The following is an 18265-nucleotide window of genomic DNA, read 5'->3' as shown; positions in this document are numbered from 1 at the left end:
TTCCCTTCTATTTTGTTATGGCAACATCCACCACTTCAGCACATATTTCTCTGCATCAAGACGATCCAGCCGCCTTGAAAGCGTGGATTAAAGCTCAAGCTTTGGCGCTTGGTTTTGCTGATTGTGTCATTGCCAAACCAGATGCTCAAGCAGAATTAGCACGTTTTCAGGAATATTTAAAACGTGGCTATCATGGCGATATGAAGTTTCTAGAAGAAAATTTAGACAAGCGCGCTAATCCCACACTGTTAGTCCCGAATACAAAAAGTATTATTTGTGTGCGGATGAATTATTTGGTGGAAACACCACGTCCACGACACATTCCCGATGCACCTAACTCTGCAATTATTGCCCGTTATGCACGTGGGCGCGATTATCACAAAGTCATGCGCGGACGCCTAAAAACTCTTGCCACCCGTATTCGTGAAAAAGTGGGCGAGTTTGAATCACGCCCCTTTGCGGACTCAGCCCCGATTTTTGAAAAGTCGTTGGCTGAAAGTGCTGGCATGGGTTGGACAGGTAAACATACCTTACTGATTCATAAAAAATCTGGGTCATTTTTTGTATTGGGTGAGCTGTTTACTTCACTAGATTTGCCTTTTGATCCACCTGCAACATCGCATTGCGGCTCTTGCACAGCCTGCATCGACATTTGCCCAACGCAAGCCATTGTTGAACCTTATATGTTAGATGCGCGTAAATGTATTGCTTATTTGACCATTGAATATCAGGGTATCATTCCTGAAGAATTACGTCGTGGCATTGGTAATCGGGTGTTTGGTTGTGATGATTGCCAACTGATTTGCCCGTGGAATAGCTTTGCTCAAGTCACCACGGTGGAGGATTTTCATCCCCGACATGCCTTAGATCAGGTCAGCTTGCTAGATTTATGGCAATGGGATGAAAGCACATTTTTAGCCAAAACCGAAGGTAGTCCATTACGTCGTACAGGCTATCAAAGTTTTATGCGTAATATTGCAATCGGGCTTGGAAATGCCCCATTTTCAGCACAGATTTTACAAACTTTGCAGCAAACGCGTGCACAGCATAATGAGATTGTGCAAATCCATATTGATTGGGCGATTCAGGAACAACTCCTTAAACAGTCTAAATTTTAAACAAAAATCATATCCAAAACCGTGCGATATTTTGACTGCAGATTACTTGCCAATTTATGCAGTTAACTGAATTTTAGTGACCAATTCATTGCAAAATAAAAATCCATAAAAATAAATTTTGCAGCGAAATAGCATTAAAATTGCTTAAGTTTGCAACCAAATCGACTGCATATTTTTGTTTCCATACTGTCGAATATTAGCCATGAAATTGGGAGATTATGCCTTTCTGATTCCAACTATTTGTGTATGATACAGACTATGAATAATAGGGATGATGGACTTTTACTTATGTCAGTACGCAATGATTGGACTCGGGAAGAAATTCAGCAGTTATATGAACAGCCTTTTCTGGATTTAGTCTTTGAAGCACAACGTGTGCATCGCCAACATTTTGCTGCCAATACCGTACAAGTCAGTACCTTATTGTCGATTAAAACAGGCAAATGCCCTGAAGATTGCAAATATTGCTCGCAGTCTGCGCATTATGATTCACAGCTTGAAGCTGAAAAACGTATTGCAGTGGATAAAGTCATTCAAGAAGCTAAAGAAGCCTTAGCATCAGGTTCTTCACGCTTTTGTATGGGTGCTGCATGGCGTAATCCGCATGAACGCGATATGCCGTATGTTCTAGAAATGGTACGTGAAGTCAAAGCATTGGGCTTAGAAACTTGCATGACTTTAGGGATGTTAAACCAATCGCAGGCAGAACGCTTAAAAGATGCAGGTTTGGATTATTACAACCACAACCTAGACACATCGCGTGAGTATTATCCCAATGTGATTAGTACTCGCAGCTTTGATGACCGCTTAAATACTTTAGATATTGTGCGTCAAACAGGTATGAAAGTGTGTAGTGGCGGTATTGTCGGTTTAGGTGAAGATACCCAAGACCGTATTGGTTTGTTACATGAATTGGCGACTTTACCGTTACATCCTGAATCTGTGCCGATCAATATGTTAGTTCCGATTGAAGGTACACCACTGGCTGAAATCGAAAAGCTAGATGTGATTGAATGGATTCGTACTATTGCAGTTGCACGTATTATCATGCCAAACAGCTATATTCGTTTGTCTGCAGGGCGTGAATCGTTGTCTGATTCAGATCAGGCATTGGCATTTATGGCAGGTGCGAACTCGTTATTCTCAGGTGAAAAACTTTTAACTACACCAAACGCAGGCGAAGGCAAAGACAAACAATTGTTCCAAAAGTTAGGCTTAGTGCCTGAACGTGCTAAACCAACGGTTTCTGAATTGTCGGTAGATGCGATGGCAATGGCTTAAAGTTTTAGCATCCATCCAAATGTACAAAGTCCCGCAAAGGGACTTTGTTTTTTATGCAGCAAAATAAGTTTATGCGGCAATGCTTTTAAGAGGTGATTAAAATTCCGTAACTGGCATTTAAATACTGCCCTGTTTTAATAATATCTACCCCGTTGGCATGTTCTACCGTCAGTTGTTGCTGAATCGCATCATAATAAAACCGATCATAACAGTCCTGATGATGCAGCAACCACGTCAAAGTATCTGCTAGATTGTCATCTACAATATACGTTTTTTCTTGAAAGTTTTTAGCCATAAATACGGTCAGTTCAATATTTCTAGGTACTGGATTTTAAGCGGAATACCTTGTGGGATAAAGTGTGCGGAGGATAGAAAATTTAATTGTGCACTTGTATAAATCAAACTTCGTACAGCATGAGAAGTCTCCCCACCAAAAGAGGTGGGAATGATATATGTAGTTTTGAAGATGGATAAGTGCAGTCTAATCTATACATGCAGGCAAGACTAAGCAAAATATTCAGGCTGTTAGCCTAAAATAAAAAAGTGAGTCATAAAGACTCACTTGGTTTTAATACAGATTCAATACTTAACATTATTGTGTCTTAGAATCCCCACACTTACGACACTCTAAATGCGCCCCGATTTCTTCCATTGCGTCATATTCATAAATATGGATACAGAAAATTTGCTTTAACAGTTTGATCATAAATGACATTCCTTTTGATTTTTATACATCACGTTTGTGATCTCATCCTGAGATACAAATGCCATCAAGGCTGATTGACATAAACTACTATTATCATATTTAAAAAAAATAGCAAATCTAATTTAGGAACTTTCCGACAAATGACAAATTCATCTGCATACTTGCTGAAATTGAGTGCATAAATAGCTGTAAATTCATTCGCTTATATTATTTCAATTTTCAGCGCACTTGAAACAAGAAAAAACTGCTTAAAAGCTAATTTATTAAAAACCAAAGAATCGCAATAGCCAATAACATCATGCTTTCTGTTATTTCAATACTCGCACCAACGGTATCGCCCGTAATTCCACCTAAACGCTGCATAAATTTATATCGCAAATACAAGGTGCTAAGGATAAAAGTCAGAACGGTCACCAAACCCACCCATCCCCAAAGCACTCCTGCAAGCAAGGTCAATGCGATCACAATTTTTGTGCCTGTTTTAGGCAAATGTGCCTGAATAGCAGTGCCTAAACCATTGGCACGTAAATAAGGCGTGCTTAAAAATAAAACCAAAGCGCTTAATCGTCCCAATACGGGTACAAACAGCAAAAATGCCAAATACTGTTGTTCGAGCAATACATACAACGCAGACCATTTTAATAAACAGCAGATCAGTAAGCTCAATACTCCAATCGGGCCGCTGCTTGGGTCTTTCATGATGTTTAAGCTACGTTCAGGATCACCAAAACCGCCGACCCATGCATCGGCAGTATCAGCCAGTCCATCTAAATGTAAACCACCTGTCAGCCAAATCCAGAGCACTAAAATTAAGCTGCTACTCAGAACCAAAGGCAAGAATTGCAATAAATGCGCCATCCCCCACAGCGCAGCTCCAATTAGTAAGCCAACGAGCGGATAAAACAGCAGTGATTGTGCATTTTGCGCTGCAGTTGGCATCTGTTTTAAAGAAACAGGAAAAGTGCTCAGGAATTGCAAGGCAATCCAAAAAGGTGTCATGTTTGCCCCTGCATGCAAATGTTGCCATTGGGATGTAACTGGAATGAACTCAATTGCCCCAACGCTGCAGACATTTTTAAAATATCGTCTAAAGATTTTTTCTGCGCCAATACTTTGAGCAATTTAATTACCCCGCCATGCGTGACCAATAACACACGTTTAGGTTGTTGCTCGAGTTGTTGTAAATATTGGTTGAGATCGGACAGACCTTGCAAAACGCGCTGCTGAAAATTTAGCAAAGATTCTGCTTGTGGCGGACTAAATTGGGTCGGTGTCATCCAAAATTTAGCTAAATCTTCAGGGTATTGTTCATATAAGGTTTGAGTGGAAATAGCTTCCCATGCACCAAAATGCATTTCCTGAAATTGTGCATCAATATACAGTGGCAATTGCTGTGCTTGCGCAAAGGTCTGAGCAACCTGCAGACAACGCTGTAAAGGTGAACTTGCCACAACATCCCATCGCTGTCCTGTAGCTATTGCCGTGTTTAAAGTCTGCTGCATGTCTTGCCAACCTTTTAAAGTCAAAGCATCATCGGTTGAGCCACGCAAAGTATGACCCAATTCTGTTTCGCCATGTCTTAATAGGTTTAGCATGATCATAAAGATACTTTCTCACCAATAACCGCAGCTTCGGCAAAAGTCGCCATTTGATTATGCAAGGCACAGGCCAGTTGGATAATGCCCAATGCCGCGCCCGCACCGCTGCCCTCACCTAAGCGTAAATTTAGATGCAGCAAGGCTTGTGCACCTAATGCTTCTAATAAGCGACGATGTCCATATTCAGCCGATTGATGCCCAAACAACATCCATTCTCGGACTTGAGGATTTAAACGCACTGCAACTAATGCAGCAGCACTGCTGATAAAACCATCCACCACCATCGGCAAGCCCAACTGCGCACAGCGAATATACGCGCCCACCATTGCAGCGACCTCCAATCCACCAACTGCACATAAGGCTTTAAAAGCATCATCTTGCACATAGTTCTGATGTAGAGCTAAAGCAGCATCAATCACCTGTTTTTTATGTTGCAATTGTGCAGTGTCAATTCCTGTGCCTATGCCAGTCAAGGCTTCAGCAGGTTCATGTAATAAAAAGCAAGACAAGGCTGATGCCGAACAGGTATTTCCAATACCCATTTCACCTGCGACATAAATCGAGGCCTGCTGTGCGATGGCATCTTCCACACTTTGACGTCCAAGTGCCATCGCATCTGCACACGCCTGTTCAGTCATGGCGCGGGTTTTAGCAAAATTCGCTGTGCCTGCACGAATACAATGCCGCTCTACTCCTGCATATTCATACGCTTCCCCGACCGAGCCGCAATCCACCACTTGTAAATGCGCCTGATATTGTCGGGCGATGACGCTGATACATGCCCCACCTGTGGCAAAATTTTGTAGCATTTGCCGAGTCACGGCTTGGGGATAGGCGGAAATATTTTCTTCCATCACGCCATGATCGCCTGCGAAAATACATATCCACGGAAGTTCAATATTCGGCTGCGTTGTTCCTTGCAAAGCCGCCAGTTGAATCGCAATATTTTCCAATGCTGCCAATGAACCTGTTGGTTTGGTCAATTGAAGTTGTCGTGCAATTGCCTGTTGTTTCATCTGTTCATTTGGCTTTTGACACGCTGCAAACCACCAAGTCATTTCTTCTCTCCTTTTAAAAGCATTGGAAAACCTGCGACACAGAACTGCACTTTGTCTGCAATTTGTCCCAATTGCTGATGTAATCGCCCTGTTTCATCGACAAATTTTCGGGTTATTTCGCCCATCGGTACAACGCCCAAACCTGTTTCATTGCTCACTAAAATAATATCGGCTTGCAACTGAGGTAAAACTTCGAGCAATGCTGAAATTTGTTGTTCGGCAAAGCTTTCTGCAGATTGCATCAACAAATTACTCATCCACAAGGTCAGACAATCTACTAAAATCACAGCATTCGGATGATCCAGCATCTTTAACTGCTCCGCCAAATACAAAGGCTCTTCGCACAATTGCCAAGTCTGCGGACGCTGTTGTTGATGATGCTGAATCCGCGCCTGCATTTCTGCATCGCCCGCTTGTGCAGTTGCTACATAAATGACGGATTTGCCAAGTTGCTGCGCGGTTTGCTCAGCCATACGGCTTTTACCCGAACGCGCACCGCCCAAAATAAGTTGAATCACATGTGCTCCAAAGGAAATTGATGCGTGCTAAATAGCTGACCTTGTAAAGTGTGTGCCTGATAATAACCAAAATTTAAATGATGGATATCTAAATCGAAATATTGCACGGGGAGATTTTGAATACGCTGCAAAATCAAATTGGTTGAACACGCTGTTTGATATAAACCCAAAGTAATATGTGGATGATACTGTAAAGCTGCGATTTCAGCCCCGCCTACGCTAAGTGCCTGACGTATACGCGCCAGTTGCTGTGATTGATCTTGCACTTCTACAAATAAAGCACTATCAAAACTATTAATGCCGCCCACTTTCAGTTGAAAAGGCTCTAGTTGCAACTGCTGTAAGGCTTGAACTTGTTGTTGAAATTGTGACTCGAGAAAGTCATCTTCCCAATATTTTTTTGCTGCATAAAACCCACAAATATATAAAGTTATATGAAACTGACGTGTATTTGGGCGAAATAATACATCTGAAAATTGCTGTTTTAATTGTTGTAAATAACATTCTAAAGCTGGATGTTGAACAGCTAAATACCAAAGCACATAACGCTCACGCCCACGATGCCATTCAGGATAATCATGCTGCTGTGTTGGAATAACGTACTGATTGGCTTGAATAAACACGGGATAATTCAATGAATTAAAACAGCTTATGGTAAAACATTCACAACTGAATAGACATGAAAATCATGCAATTTGAGGTGAATATTTTTCAGTTTGGTATTTTAACCATCTACATCATTTAAATAATTTTGATTTTAACTAACTGTGCGAAATTCCCCATCTATAATCTTCGATTTAGGTGGGGATGGATAGCACGACTTTTCGTTATTCGGGTCTTTCTTGATTTTTTATATATTCACGAATTACATCAATTGTCGCACCACCTGTTGTAAGCAAGCAATAAGCCCTAGTCCAAAGTACAGGCTTCCAATAATACTGCTTTAGTTCTGCATCAAATTCTTTGCGTATAAGTCTGCTAGATACCGTTTTGATGTTATTTATAAACTTGCTTGGCATGATATTAGGGTGCATTTCTAGTAATAAATGAATGTGGTCAGCTTCACCATTAAACTCAAGCAAGTCGATTTCCCAATCTTGACAGTTCTTTCTTACGATTTCTTCAAGGCGATTGAGCATTTCATTTGTAAAGCATTTTCTTCTGTATTTTGTTACCAACACTAAATGATAAGTTAGCTTATAAACACAGTGGTAATGTGACTTCATGTTATTTACACCAAGATTAATATTTGTTAAATTATAGGTATGAATGAAGCTCAAATGAAAGCCTACAAGTATCGTATTTATCCGAATGGTGAGCAAAAAGTGCTAATCGAAAAGCACTTCGGCTGTGCTAGGTTTACTTACAACTGGGCTTTAGCACTTCAACAAAAATATTATGATGAACATAAAAAATCACTGAGCCGAAAAGATATTCAGGATCAGCTTGTGAGTATGAAAAAGCAAGAACAATACTCATGGCTCAATGAGGTGAACAGTCAAACTCTACTTAGTGGATTGCTTCATGTTTATACGGCTTTTGGAAACTTCTTCAAAGGTCGGGCGAAATTCCCCAAGTTCAAGTCTAAGAAAATTCCACAACGATCATATCAATGCCCTCAACATGGTAGTGTTGATTTTGAAAAAGGCACACTGAATCTACCTAAATTAAAAGGCATTAAAGCTGTATTTAGTCGTCAATTTGATGGAAAGATTAAAACTGTCACTATTAGTAAAACAGCAACAGGAAAGTATTACGCATCAATTTTAGTTGAAACTAATCAAGCTAAAGTAACAGCATCAATAATTGAGTCAGATAAAACCATTGGTATTGATTTGGGCTTAAATCACTTGTTGATTCAGTCGGATGGTCAAAAAATTGAAAATCCAAAATATTTACGACAAGCTCAAAAAAGGTTGGCAATTCAACAAAAGATATTTGCTCGAAAGAAGAAAGAATCCAAGAATTATCAACGTCAGAAATTAAATGTTGCGTGTATCTATGAAAAGGTACGTTTGCAACGCTTAGACCTACATCACAAACTAACGCATCACTTGATCTGTGAAAACCAAGCGACCACGTATGCAGTAGAAGATTTAGGAATTAAAAACATGGTTAAGAACAGTAAACTAGCCAAGTCCATTTCGGATGTGGCATGGGGGCAATTCTTAACGCTGTTACAATACAAAGCTGAATGGTATGGCAAGAATGTTTTGAAAATTGGTCGATTTGTACCAAGTTCAAAAACTTGTTCTTGCTGTGGCTATAAGATGGAAAAGTTACCGCTAAGTGTCAGATTGTTTGAATGTCCAAGTTGCAACTTGGTTGAAGATCGTGATGTGAATGCGAGTATAAATATCCGTAATTTCGCTTTAGCTGATGCACTAGGGCTTCGTGCTGTGTAAAGAGTTCCTGTGCCACAATACTTGTCAGCGCAAGTGTGGCATCGAAAGGTGTAATCAATTTGATTGCATGGGTCGCAAAGATTCCCCCACTATAACTTTCAGTTTAGTGGTGGGAGTATGTCAATGAGATGGATAAAATTCAGAAGATGGCTGAAACAGGTCTGCAATGTTATGCTGAAATGAAGATGATATTTTCTAATCTACACAAGACACTACATTACTGTGAAGCTTTACCCCATCAGAATCGGTATAACTGGAGTTTATGATGCAACAAGAATTGATCTGTTATAAACAACTTCCTATTTGGAATCATGACTCAATTCCACAAGGGTTTAAAAAACAACACAATACCCAAGTCGGCACATGGGCGAAGTTGACTATTTTAAAAGGCGAATTGCATTTTTCGATGCTGCATGAATCTGGTGAAGTACAATCTGAGCATATTTTTTCCGTGGAAAATCAACCACCATTTATTGAACCGCAAGCGTGGCATAAAATTGTATCTGCCAGTGATGATATTGAGTGCCAGCTTAGTTTTTATTGTTTGCCTCAAGATTATTTTGTTAAAAAATATAAATTAAGCCCAACACATTCTGAAATTTTAATGGCACTTCCACAGTTAACCGTGGGTAAAGCTTTGGATGTTGGCTGTGGTACAGGCCGAAATGCGCTGTATTTGAGCCAAAACGGTTTTCAGGTGGATGCTTGGGATGTGAATCCGAGTAGTATCCAAAAATTAAATGAAATTATTGCTACAGCACAGATTTCATCTATTCAAACTACTGTGCGGGATTTAAATCAGGATGCCACAATTACGGAGGAATATGACTTCATTAACTGTACAGTGGTGATGATGTTTTTGGCGCCTGAAACCATTCCTACGCTTATTCAGCACATGCAGCAAGCGACCAAACCACAAGGCTTTAACTTAATTGTTTGCGCGATGGATACTGAAGATTACCCCGTGCAACAAGACTTCCCTTTTAGTTTTAAAGCGGGTGAGTTAAGTGCATATTATGCTGATTGGGATATTGTGAAATACAATGAAAATGTCGGTGAGTTGCACCGCACAGATGCAGATGGCAATCGCATTAAACAGCGTTTTGCGACGTTGTTGGCGAGGAAGAAGTAGATGTGCAAGTGGAATCTTAAATGAATAAGCTTTTGAGCTGCTCACAGACTACATTTCAATTGCTTACATAAAGCTTAAAATAAAAAACCACTTAGGATTAGTACACCTATGTGGTTGTTTTATATGGTGGGCCCAGACGTTACTATACTTTAACTTAAATCATTGTTTTATATTTATTTATTTTTAATAGACTAAGCAAGATACAAACTCGGATACATAAGTATTTTTTGTTATTTTTTTGTTATTTGACCTTCTTAGTATTAAGAGTCTAAATGATTTTAGAATTGTTTACTTTTCAGCATATATTATTTTTGATAGATGGACAGTTCTTAACTTCGCTAAATGACTAAATAGCCCTGTATGTCTTTATATATAAGGATTTTCACTTTGTAGTCACTAAATAAGGCAATGACTAAGTGACTTAATGAACACTGGTTTTAGTCATTTGTTTAGTCACTTAGTCGAAGTCATTTTTGCTGACGGCTAAACGCAATACCTTTATTCACAAGGGGTATAGCCTAATTTAGTCACTTAGTTACGATTCCAATAAAACAGGGTTAATTACAACGTACCTAGTGCGTCCTAGGGATTCAATTTTGATATGATGCGAATCTTCTAATTGTTGAACAATCATTTCTAAAAGATTTTTATTCTTCTGCATAGGTCTAGGGCATGACGTCTGCATATAAGAGTAAGGCAGTCTATCTGTGTTTTGCAGTAAACATTTTCTAGTAAGCCATTTCAACAATCGTTCAGCATCACTTTCTGCTTTAACTTCAATGTTTTTATACATTAACCACGCATTTAATGAATATTTGATTATCTCACAAGCTCCTGTTAAGGTCTTGGCATCAATGTTTGGTAGACCCTCAAAATATGCAAAAACTGTTGCTAAACGTCTTGCTAATTGACAAGCACGGCTAGCAAATGCCTGTATATATTCATATTTTCCATTAGCAAGTTGTGAGGATTCAAAAAAATTATAATAAAACTCATCAACTTCCTTGGCTTCATTATTCATCGAAATTACATAACGACCATGATGTTGTGTTTGTTCTTGTAGTAGTTTAGGACAATCATTAAGCAAATCTTCACATCTTGTCCAGTAGGCTATAAGACGTGGATCAGTGTTAGCATTTTTAGTTCTATAGCTTGAATCCTGTAATCGCGTACCTGCTAAGTTCTCAGGTACAGTTAAAATAAATCTGGGTAAAAATCCCTGCCCACACAACATAGGATCTGTTAATGCATCAACTAGAACCTCATGTTGTCCCTGTAGATTGATAGTCAATCGAACGTCATAAGCTCGACCGCTTCCATTTAAATTTGACTTTGAGCGTGTACGATCTACAAAACCATTATCAAATAACTTTGCATAACCACTTATGGCTTGGGATCTTGTTTTTCCTTGCATAGTATAGCCACCAAAAAATTGGCCTGCCTCATCACTAGCAATTGAAGCATTACCAACAACCCTATCAACATACAAACTTGCAATTGATTCAAATGTTATATCGCTAAACAACGTGCTAGGATCTTGTGGTGGTGGATTTTCAACACAGTACGCATCACGGTCTCGTTTATTTAATCCAGCACATCTACTTTTCCACAGTTCAAATTCATGATGGTATAGTTCATATTGCTTACGTTCATGCTTAATTATAGTTTTCTCTGCCATATTTCGACTAGTACTTTTTCTGCTTCCACTTTGTCCTTCTGTCACCAAATATAGGCTACATGGTTCGCCTTCTTCTGAGTCATTTCGGCCTATTGGTGCGTTAACATTAGGTTGTGCTATGTGTGACATTGCCCCTATGATACATTGGACTGTCATAGCTATGGGCGCTTGCACATAGTCAGCAATCGCTATAGCGGCCTCTCTTGCTAATGGAGGTAATGCATCAATGGGATAAGGATCGTTTGATAGCGATTCTGCTTGTACTAGTGGTAACAACTTCTCCCATTGCTTTACTGGCTCTTGAATAACTATCTTAGGGTCAATGATTTGCTTAAGCTGGTTAATTTTTTCTGAGAAAAAATGCTTTATTTGTTTGGGTTGAAGCGTTTTAAAATTCTTATCCAATTTCACAAATAAGTCATGATTTTGCTCAGGCTCATTGAAACCCGTTAAAACCCTGAATATTGTTTCTTGTACACCATCATTTATAAGCTGATAAGCTGCGTTAATATCTTCATTAAAAACAACGGCCTCTCCAGATATTGCGATTTTTAAAAATAAGCCTATATCATCCGTACCCAGTATATACGGCATGTATACTCTATTTGTATTGCCTGCAAATACTCCTTTTTCACCAATCAAAAAATGTACTTTTTTAGTATCAACCAACTTATATGGTGTTTGTTCTGTATCATATTTTTTAGCAGTTCCCTTTATTGTATATCCCACTACCTTAGAAAAGTTTTGAGGGTTAACATGGGGAATTGCATAGCAATCTTCACAGTTATAGTCTACGTATTCTGGGTGAATATAGCTCTCAATCTTAACTTTAAAATTGTGCTCATCGATGCAGCATTGAATAAAGTCATTGAGTGAGTGAAACTCTATTTTATGACCTGTTACTGGATCGGTACTTGCTGCAAATGGTGCATTAAAAATGATTTTTGCATTCATTTCCCGCCCTCCAACTCAGAATCTGAAGGATTCAAACTCAAAACCCAATTTTTAATTTCGCTTTCACGATAAAAAACACGACCTTGTTTTTGGTCGCCGAATTTAATTGGTTTTGGAAAATTAGGATCTTTTTTTTGTAAGGCATATATCGTATTTCTACTAGTTTTTAAAATACGGCAAACATCTTTGATCTTCAAAAGCATTTGTGAGCTCCAATAACAATGCTAGGAACCATCATGTTTTTTTTGAAGTTATATGCCCTTATGTTTTTTTAATATTTTTCCAAAAAAAACCTAACTAATTGAAATAAATTATTTTATTTTTAATATTTCTTTAACTTTAGCCTTTGCGGCATCATCATTTAGTACATCTAAATCGGTGTAAAAAATTTGAATTAATTTAGAAATTATATTTATATTATACGGTCTTTTATTTGGAGAAATTTCTGCCTTTCCATCAACATCCCACATGCTTTTAATAAAGAATGTTCTATGCGATGTATTATCAACTCGTGGAGATTTCATATTTAATATTTCTGTTTCTATTTTTTTGTAAAAAAAATCAAGCAGATCACTATCCACAAATTCAACATAATCAATTAATTTATTATATATTTTTGTACTTAGTAAAATATCGTTAGATTTTTTTAAAAACTTATATTCTGGTATTTTTATATCATCTTCCATACCACTTAAAGGAGAAATATAATTATTATTTTTCATATACTCAAGAAAATTATCAATATCTTTATTATCATATTTTTCTGCATATTCTTTTAGTTCATAAAATCTTACATCTATCATTTCCATATCTATAACAGCAATTATTTTTTCTTCTCTCAAATAATTAACAATCTTATTAACATAGCCTGAACTTAAATAAAAACCCGCTGTCTTAGTTTTCGACAATGGAGATGTATTTAATAAATTTATCATTTTATTTTTTGCTGACTCAAGCTTATGGAGCCAATTTTTTAATTCAGTTCCACTATATACTGCACCACTATCCAGTTTTTCCTTATATTTTATTGAGAAATAATATTTTTTAGAAAAAAGAATTAAATCACTTAGCTTTAAATCAGACTCCAACATTTTTGTAAAAGACTTATCCTCCAACAATATATAAATTTTCTCAACATGAAAATCCTTTTCCTCAATACTAAGGTAAGTTGTAAATTTAAGATTACTACTTATAAATTTAGTTTTCATAAACTTACTATTAATTTTGTTATATTTTTTTAGAAATATAGCTACTTCTTCTTTATCTTCTTGTCTAACTCTTTCCATTTAATTACCTCAAATTAAAATTCTGCGTTACTAATTTATAAACCAGTATAAAACTTCTCAATCAACTGTCGTGTTTTAGCCAATAAATTGGTTAATACGCCATCACGCTCAAATAGCTTCACTTTATAATTTGGCAGTTCTTTCATCTCCTCTTTACGTGGAAGACGTTTATTAAACTCATAATTATCTAAAACCTGTTTCATCACATCAGGTTTTAAATTTTCTTGCTCACAGAAATGCTGATAGGCTTGTTCTTTTTCTGCATCCCAGAACTGAGCAAAAGCCACTTGTACGCTTTGCCCGTTGATCATTTTTGGCATATTTTCTTCGATGAATTTCTGAATCAAATCTTGCTTGTCATGCAAGCTAATATCACTACCAATCAGATCATGGACTTGAGCTTCATATTTCTTACGCTGCTCATCTGTTTCAGCATTCACTGCCATCTGTAACAATGTCAGGATATAACCCACATTAATGCGGTCGCTGTGCAGTAAATCCAATTGGAAATCGACATCATCTAAAACCGATACTTTTTCTTTTTTGGTGGTTTTTCGAATCGCTCGACAGAGATCGGCATATTTGGATGCAAAATTCGCAAAGTGCTGTTTATCTAACTTTGTCAGGTCTTGATCGTACTCTATAAAAGTCTGCAATTGAGCGTTGTAGCGCATTACTTCACGAAACGCTTTAATAAATTCAAGTTGTTCATCTTCTGTGACTAAATCATCTACTGTTTGATAATCAGGCGTAATACTGAGTAGCTTTTCAATCGCTTGCTCATAATCTTGTTTGATTTCATCAAAACTTGGGACAAGCACAGTCTTCCGTGCTTCTTTATTGGAAAATAACGCCAATGCTTCATCGGTGGCACGTTTTAAATTACGGAAGCTAATAATATTCCCGAATGGTTTTTTATCGTTGTAGACACGGTTAGTCCGTGAAAAAGCCTGAATTAGACCATGATATTTAAGGTTCTTATCGACATACAAGGTATTCAACGGCTTTGAGTCAAAGCCTGTGAGGAACATATTTACGACCAGTAAAATATCAATCTGCTTTTTCTTTACCCGATCTGCAATATCACGGTAATAGGCATAGAATCCATCACCAGAGTTATAATTCGTGCCGAACTGAGCATTATAGTTGGCAATGTAGCGATCCAACTTGTCACGACTAGACTGATTGATTTGGCTCGGAGCATCAGTTGATTCTTCTTGAATCAATCCATTTTGGTCGTTGTTCTCAACAGCTTCATTCGCACCGTAGGAGAAAATGGTCGCAATGGTGAGAGGTTTAAATAATCGACCCTCCGCTTCGTCTTGTTGTTGCTTCTCAGCTTGTACCTTTTCAAACAGTTCATAATACTGAGTTAAGGTATCCACTGAACTGACACAAAACATTGCGGTAAATTCACGGTTTTTGGTTTTAGTATCGTGCTTATCAACGATATAACGGGCAATCATTTCTAATCGCTGCGGATTATCATAAAGCTCTTTGGTATCTATCCCTTCAACATCTTCGTCATAATCGAGGTTATTCTGCATACCCTTAGCAGTATACTTGCCACGATAATCTATTTGGAACTGCAATACGTTACGGTCGCGAATCGCATCCACAATGACATATTGATGCAGACAATGATTGAATAAATAATCTGTGGTGAGTTTTAAACCTGCTTTGGATTGACTATTTTCCTCAAAGATCGGTGTTCCCGTGAATCCAAACATCTGCGCATTGCTGAAGAATTTTTTAATGTTCTGATGGGTCTCACCAAATTGGCTACGGTGACATTCATCAAAGATAAACACCACTTTCTTGTCTTTTAGATAATTGATGTGTTCTAAATAGCGGTCTGTGCTAATTGCACGATTTAACTTTTGAATAGTGGTCACAATCAGTTTGTCATGACGTTGATCGAGTTGCTTGACCAAAGTATGCGTACTGTCTGTGCTATCCACACTCTCAGCTTTAAAAGCATTAAACTCACGTGAGGTTTGCGTATCGAGATCATTACGATCCACCACAAACAGGACTTTTTCCACATCAGGCATTTGCATGATGATTTGACTGGCTTTAAATGAAGTCAGGGTTTTACCTGAACCTGTAGTGTGCCAGATATAGCCGTTCTGATTGGAGTTTTGCACATGCTCCACAATTTTCTGTACCGCATAAATCTGATAGGGACGTAGCACCATCAAACTTTTACTGGTTTCCAACATCACCATGTATTGAGTCAGCATGTCTGTAAGATGCTGATGATTTAAAAATGCATCCGCAAAATCGACAATTTCATTGATATGTTTATTGGCGACATCTGCCCATGGAAAGGCAAACTCTATCCCAGTCGTACCGTTTGAGTAATAGCGAGTATTTGCGCCATTACTGATGACAAAAAGCTGAATAAAACTAAATAGCCCTTGCCCAGCCCAATAGGCTTCACGAATATAGCGTTGCGTTTGATTAAAGGCTTCGGCAATTTCCATGCCTCGTTTTTTCAATTCAATTTGAACTAAAGGCAAACCATTGACCAAGAGCGTGACATCAAAACGGCTGGTTCGACCATTAAAATCACGATGATCTACCGTGATTTGATGGGTGACTTGGTATACATTTTTGCTTGGGTCATCTGATAAAAAGAAAATGTGCTTACTTGAACCATCATCAAATTTAACAGGAAACTGGTCACGTAGGTTTTTAGCTCGTTCAAATACTGTGCCTGTATTGAGAAAGCTAATGACCTGCTTCCATTCCGTTTCTGATAATGGTGCAAGTCCATTGGCACGTTCAATTTGTGTTTTGAGATTTGACAGTAGTTGGCGTTCATCCTTGATGGTAACGGTTGCATAGCCCAGTCCTTGCAGTTGTGCAATCAGTTCATTTTCAAGTTGATATTCGCTTTGTACTGTCATTTCACCATCACTTTAAATCAATATTTAACAACAACTTAACCAATACAATAACTAAGCATAGTTTTAGCTATTTATCAAATTTTAGACTCTATTTAAACAAAATCTTTGCAACGCATATTTTTCATTAATCTCATTTAAAGACTTGATAAGAGGAATACCACATAGAAAACTTTTAAAGAATCAGTGCATTAATCTTAAAAACTGAGGATTATTCACCTTCATTTGCAAATTGTTTTTATATTCTTCAATTGTTCCTCGAGCACAGAAACGCTTACCTACCATGCCATCAATACGACCGAAGCGCTCTTCAAACCATTTGTAGTTATTGTCCCAAACTAAAAGCGTCAACGTTTGATTCGGATACATTCGATCAAGGTTTAAATAATGCCGATTTTCTAAATGCTTAATCTCAGCTAACTGCCCACATGCCATCACGGTCTTACCAACATGGAATGGAGCTTTAATTGCCTCAATTTTAATTTCCTGCGAAAAAGCATTTAAGCTCGCCATAGACAACAAAGAAGTAATTAATATTTTTTTTAGCATAGGGAACACCTTAAGTATTTAATAGCTTGAAATCTGATTTTCAACAGAGCGAATCACAATTTGAGGAACACCTTTATAGCTTTCGATTAAGCCAGTGATACAAATATTGCTACCCTCTGATGTCGGCATGATGTTGTTTGACCACATCACTGCACTGAATTTATGTTTTGGATAACCGACTTTTCTGATAAATATTTAAAGAAAATAAAGCCCAGAATGTAATCACGGAATTCATCGGCGCCCATGGTGCCACGCAAAGTATTGGCAATATTCCAAAGTTGTTTTTGTAATTGTTGCAGTTGTACTTGGGTCATTGTTATAGAAGTCCGATGAAATGAATAAAACATGACTAGTGTACCGAAAATTAAAGTTTTTTCAGCAAAATTGGAAATAGAAAGACAAAATTTGTCGCACTAAACACATATCAATAATATTGATATATAAGGTTTTATTTGGATTTTAAAAGATTAACAGGTTCAAGTATCATAATTTAAATTAAGTCTTATATCAAAATTACATATGCTTAGAAAAATATTTATAAGTAAAATAAATAACAAGGCGGTTTGTTAAAGTTGGTCATATTCAGCATCAATATACGCATTAATTAATGTCCAATCTTCAGTTTTTGAGATATGACGTGGAAACTGGCAATCTCCTCCCCTAGAAATAATAGGATTTTAAAAAGAATGATTTTTAATTACGAATAAGCCCTAGACAACAAAAAAAGTAATCATTGTAATTAGAAATGTTATAGCTGTACTTGCCATAAATCTCATTGTTTTTGTATTAAAGTTTACTAAGCATGTTTGTGAATAGTTTTTGTATTTCAATGTGAAGTACAGGCTAGATATGAAACAGGCTGTTAGAAAGCTTAGCATCAATGCCATGCGATAATAGTCAATGGATAGGTCTGTTCCGACTGTGAATTTCTGAAATTGGTAATAGTTGATTCCTGTCAGAAATATAAAACATAGTAACCCTAAACCTATTGCACGATATTCTGTATTTTTATCCTGATCTTTGTATAAAAACTTGGTAATTATCATACTTAAATTAAGAAAAAGTGGGATCAA

The 18265-nt window shown here is 37.5% G+C and carries 16 protein-coding genes and 1 pseudogene; 4 read left to right on the top strand and 13 right to left on the bottom strand.

All coding sequences use genetic code 11. From position 1 onward, the window contains the following. Positions 1-17 precede the first annotated feature (17 nt). Together queG and bioB are read left to right on the top strand one after the other, a co-directional pair. Entirely contained in the window at positions 18-1118 is a 1101-nt protein-coding gene (queG, locus tag HX743_RS02155) for a tRNA epoxyqueuosine(34) reductase QueG (RefSeq protein WP_154320819.1), read from the top strand. Positions 1119-1406: 288 nt separating this feature from the next. Further along, complete coding sequence (gene bioB / locus HX743_RS02150; RefSeq protein WP_178318389.1) at positions 1407-2399, top strand: biotin synthase BioB; 993 nt, start codon at positions 1407-1409, stop codon at positions 2397-2399. An 85-nt stretch (positions 2400-2484) separates the two neighbouring features. Here bioB and HX743_RS02145 read toward each other — a convergent pair whose 3' ends face one another. From HX743_RS02145 to tnpA, 7 genes are all read right to left on the bottom strand, one after another. Next, on the bottom strand, positions 2485-2694 hold the full coding sequence (locus HX743_RS02145; protein WP_004976903.1) for a hypothetical protein: 210 nt from the start codon (positions 2692-2694) through the stop codon (positions 2485-2487). A 666-nt stretch (positions 2695-3360) separates the two neighbouring features. After that, on the bottom strand, positions 3361-4104 hold the full coding sequence (locus HX743_RS02140; RefSeq protein ID WP_004976907.1) for an adenosylcobinamide-GDP ribazoletransferase: 744 nt from the start codon (positions 4102-4104) through the stop codon (positions 3361-3363). Then, entirely contained in the window at positions 4101-4706 is a 606-nt protein-coding gene (locus HX743_RS02135; RefSeq protein ID WP_004976909.1) for a histidine phosphatase family protein, read from the bottom strand. The genes HX743_RS02140 and HX743_RS02135 overlap by 4 nt, the downstream gene beginning before the upstream one ends. Further along, entirely contained in the window at positions 4703-5761 is a 1059-nt protein-coding gene (gene cobT, locus HX743_RS02130; RefSeq protein ID WP_178318388.1) for a nicotinate-nucleotide--dimethylbenzimidazole phosphoribosyltransferase, read from the bottom strand. Before cobT ends, HX743_RS02135 begins: the two co-directional genes overlap by 4 nt. Beyond that, the gene (gene cobU / locus HX743_RS02125) at positions 5758-6279 is read right to left on the bottom strand and encodes a bifunctional adenosylcobinamide kinase/adenosylcobinamide-phosphate guanylyltransferase (RefSeq protein WP_096901203.1); all 522 of its coding nucleotides are present in this window, start codon (positions 6277-6279) and stop codon (positions 5758-5760) included. The genes cobT and cobU overlap by 4 nt, the downstream gene beginning before the upstream one ends. Then, positions 6276-6902: a 2'-5' RNA ligase family protein gene (locus HX743_RS02120; protein ID WP_178318387.1), complete on the bottom strand. Its 627-nt coding sequence runs from the start codon at positions 6900-6902 to the stop codon at positions 6276-6278. Before HX743_RS02120 ends, cobU begins: the two co-directional genes overlap by 4 nt. Before the next feature lie 204 nt (positions 6903-7106). Then, positions 7107-7505: an IS200/IS605 family transposase gene (gene tnpA, locus HX743_RS02115; protein WP_096901003.1), complete on the bottom strand. Its 399-nt coding sequence runs from the start codon at positions 7503-7505 to the stop codon at positions 7107-7109. A gap of 54 nt (positions 7506-7559) precedes the next feature. On the opposite strand from tnpA, the gene HX743_RS02110 reads away from it, so the two are divergent. Both HX743_RS02110 and tehB read left to right on the top strand, forming a co-directional pair. Next, entirely contained in the window at positions 7560-8684 is a 1125-nt protein-coding gene (locus HX743_RS02110) for a transposase (RefSeq protein WP_250316191.1), read from the top strand. Positions 8685-8949: 265 nt separating this feature from the next. Next, positions 8950-9816, top strand: a complete 867-nt coding sequence (tehB, locus tag HX743_RS02105) for an SAM-dependent methyltransferase TehB (protein WP_178318434.1) — start codon at positions 8950-8952, stop codon at positions 9814-9816. Between the two features lie 535 nt (positions 9817-10351). On the opposite strand, the gene HX743_RS02100 is transcribed toward tehB, so the two are convergent. From HX743_RS02100 to HX743_RS02075, 6 genes and pseudogenes are all read right to left on the bottom strand, one after another. Next, the gene (locus HX743_RS02100) at positions 10352-12448 is read right to left on the bottom strand and encodes a DUF3987 domain-containing protein (RefSeq protein ID WP_178318386.1); all 2097 of its coding nucleotides are present in this window, start codon (positions 12446-12448) and stop codon (positions 10352-10354) included. After that, a complete protein-coding gene (locus HX743_RS02095) occupies positions 12445-12651 on the bottom strand; it encodes an AlpA family transcriptional regulator (protein ID WP_178318385.1) in 207 nt (68 codons plus the stop codon). The genes HX743_RS02100 and HX743_RS02095 overlap by 4 nt, the downstream gene beginning before the upstream one ends. Positions 12652-12759: 108 nt before the next feature. Further along, positions 12760-13734, bottom strand: coding sequence for a hypothetical protein (locus tag HX743_RS02090; RefSeq protein ID WP_178318384.1), 975 nt, complete (start codon positions 13732-13734; stop codon positions 12760-12762). Positions 13735-13769: 35 nt separating this feature from the next. Beyond that, on the bottom strand, positions 13770-16646 hold the full coding sequence (locus HX743_RS02085; protein ID WP_178318383.1) for a type I restriction endonuclease subunit R: 2877 nt from the start codon (positions 16644-16646) through the stop codon (positions 13770-13772). A gap of 180 nt (positions 16647-16826) precedes the next feature. Then, positions 16827-17192 carry a hypothetical protein gene (locus HX743_RS02080; RefSeq protein WP_104498412.1) on the bottom strand — a complete coding sequence of 122 codons (366 nt, stop codon included), beginning with the start codon at positions 17190-17192 and terminating at the stop codon, positions 16827-16829. Positions 17193-17347: 155 nt separating this feature from the next. Continuing rightward, positions 17348-17506, bottom strand: a pseudogene (locus HX743_RS02075) (type I restriction-modification system subunit M N-terminal domain-containing protein); the annotation flags it as partial. Positions 17507-18265 lie beyond the last annotated feature (759 nt).

Origin of the sequence: Acinetobacter sp. Swhac1 (assembly GCF_013390985.1) — a bacterium.
In the GTDB taxonomy this organism is placed as follows: domain Bacteria; phylum Pseudomonadota; class Gammaproteobacteria; order Pseudomonadales; family Moraxellaceae; genus Acinetobacter; species Acinetobacter towneri.
Note: the sequence above shows the minus strand (reverse complement) of the source record. Positions and strands in the feature narration are given on the sequence as shown.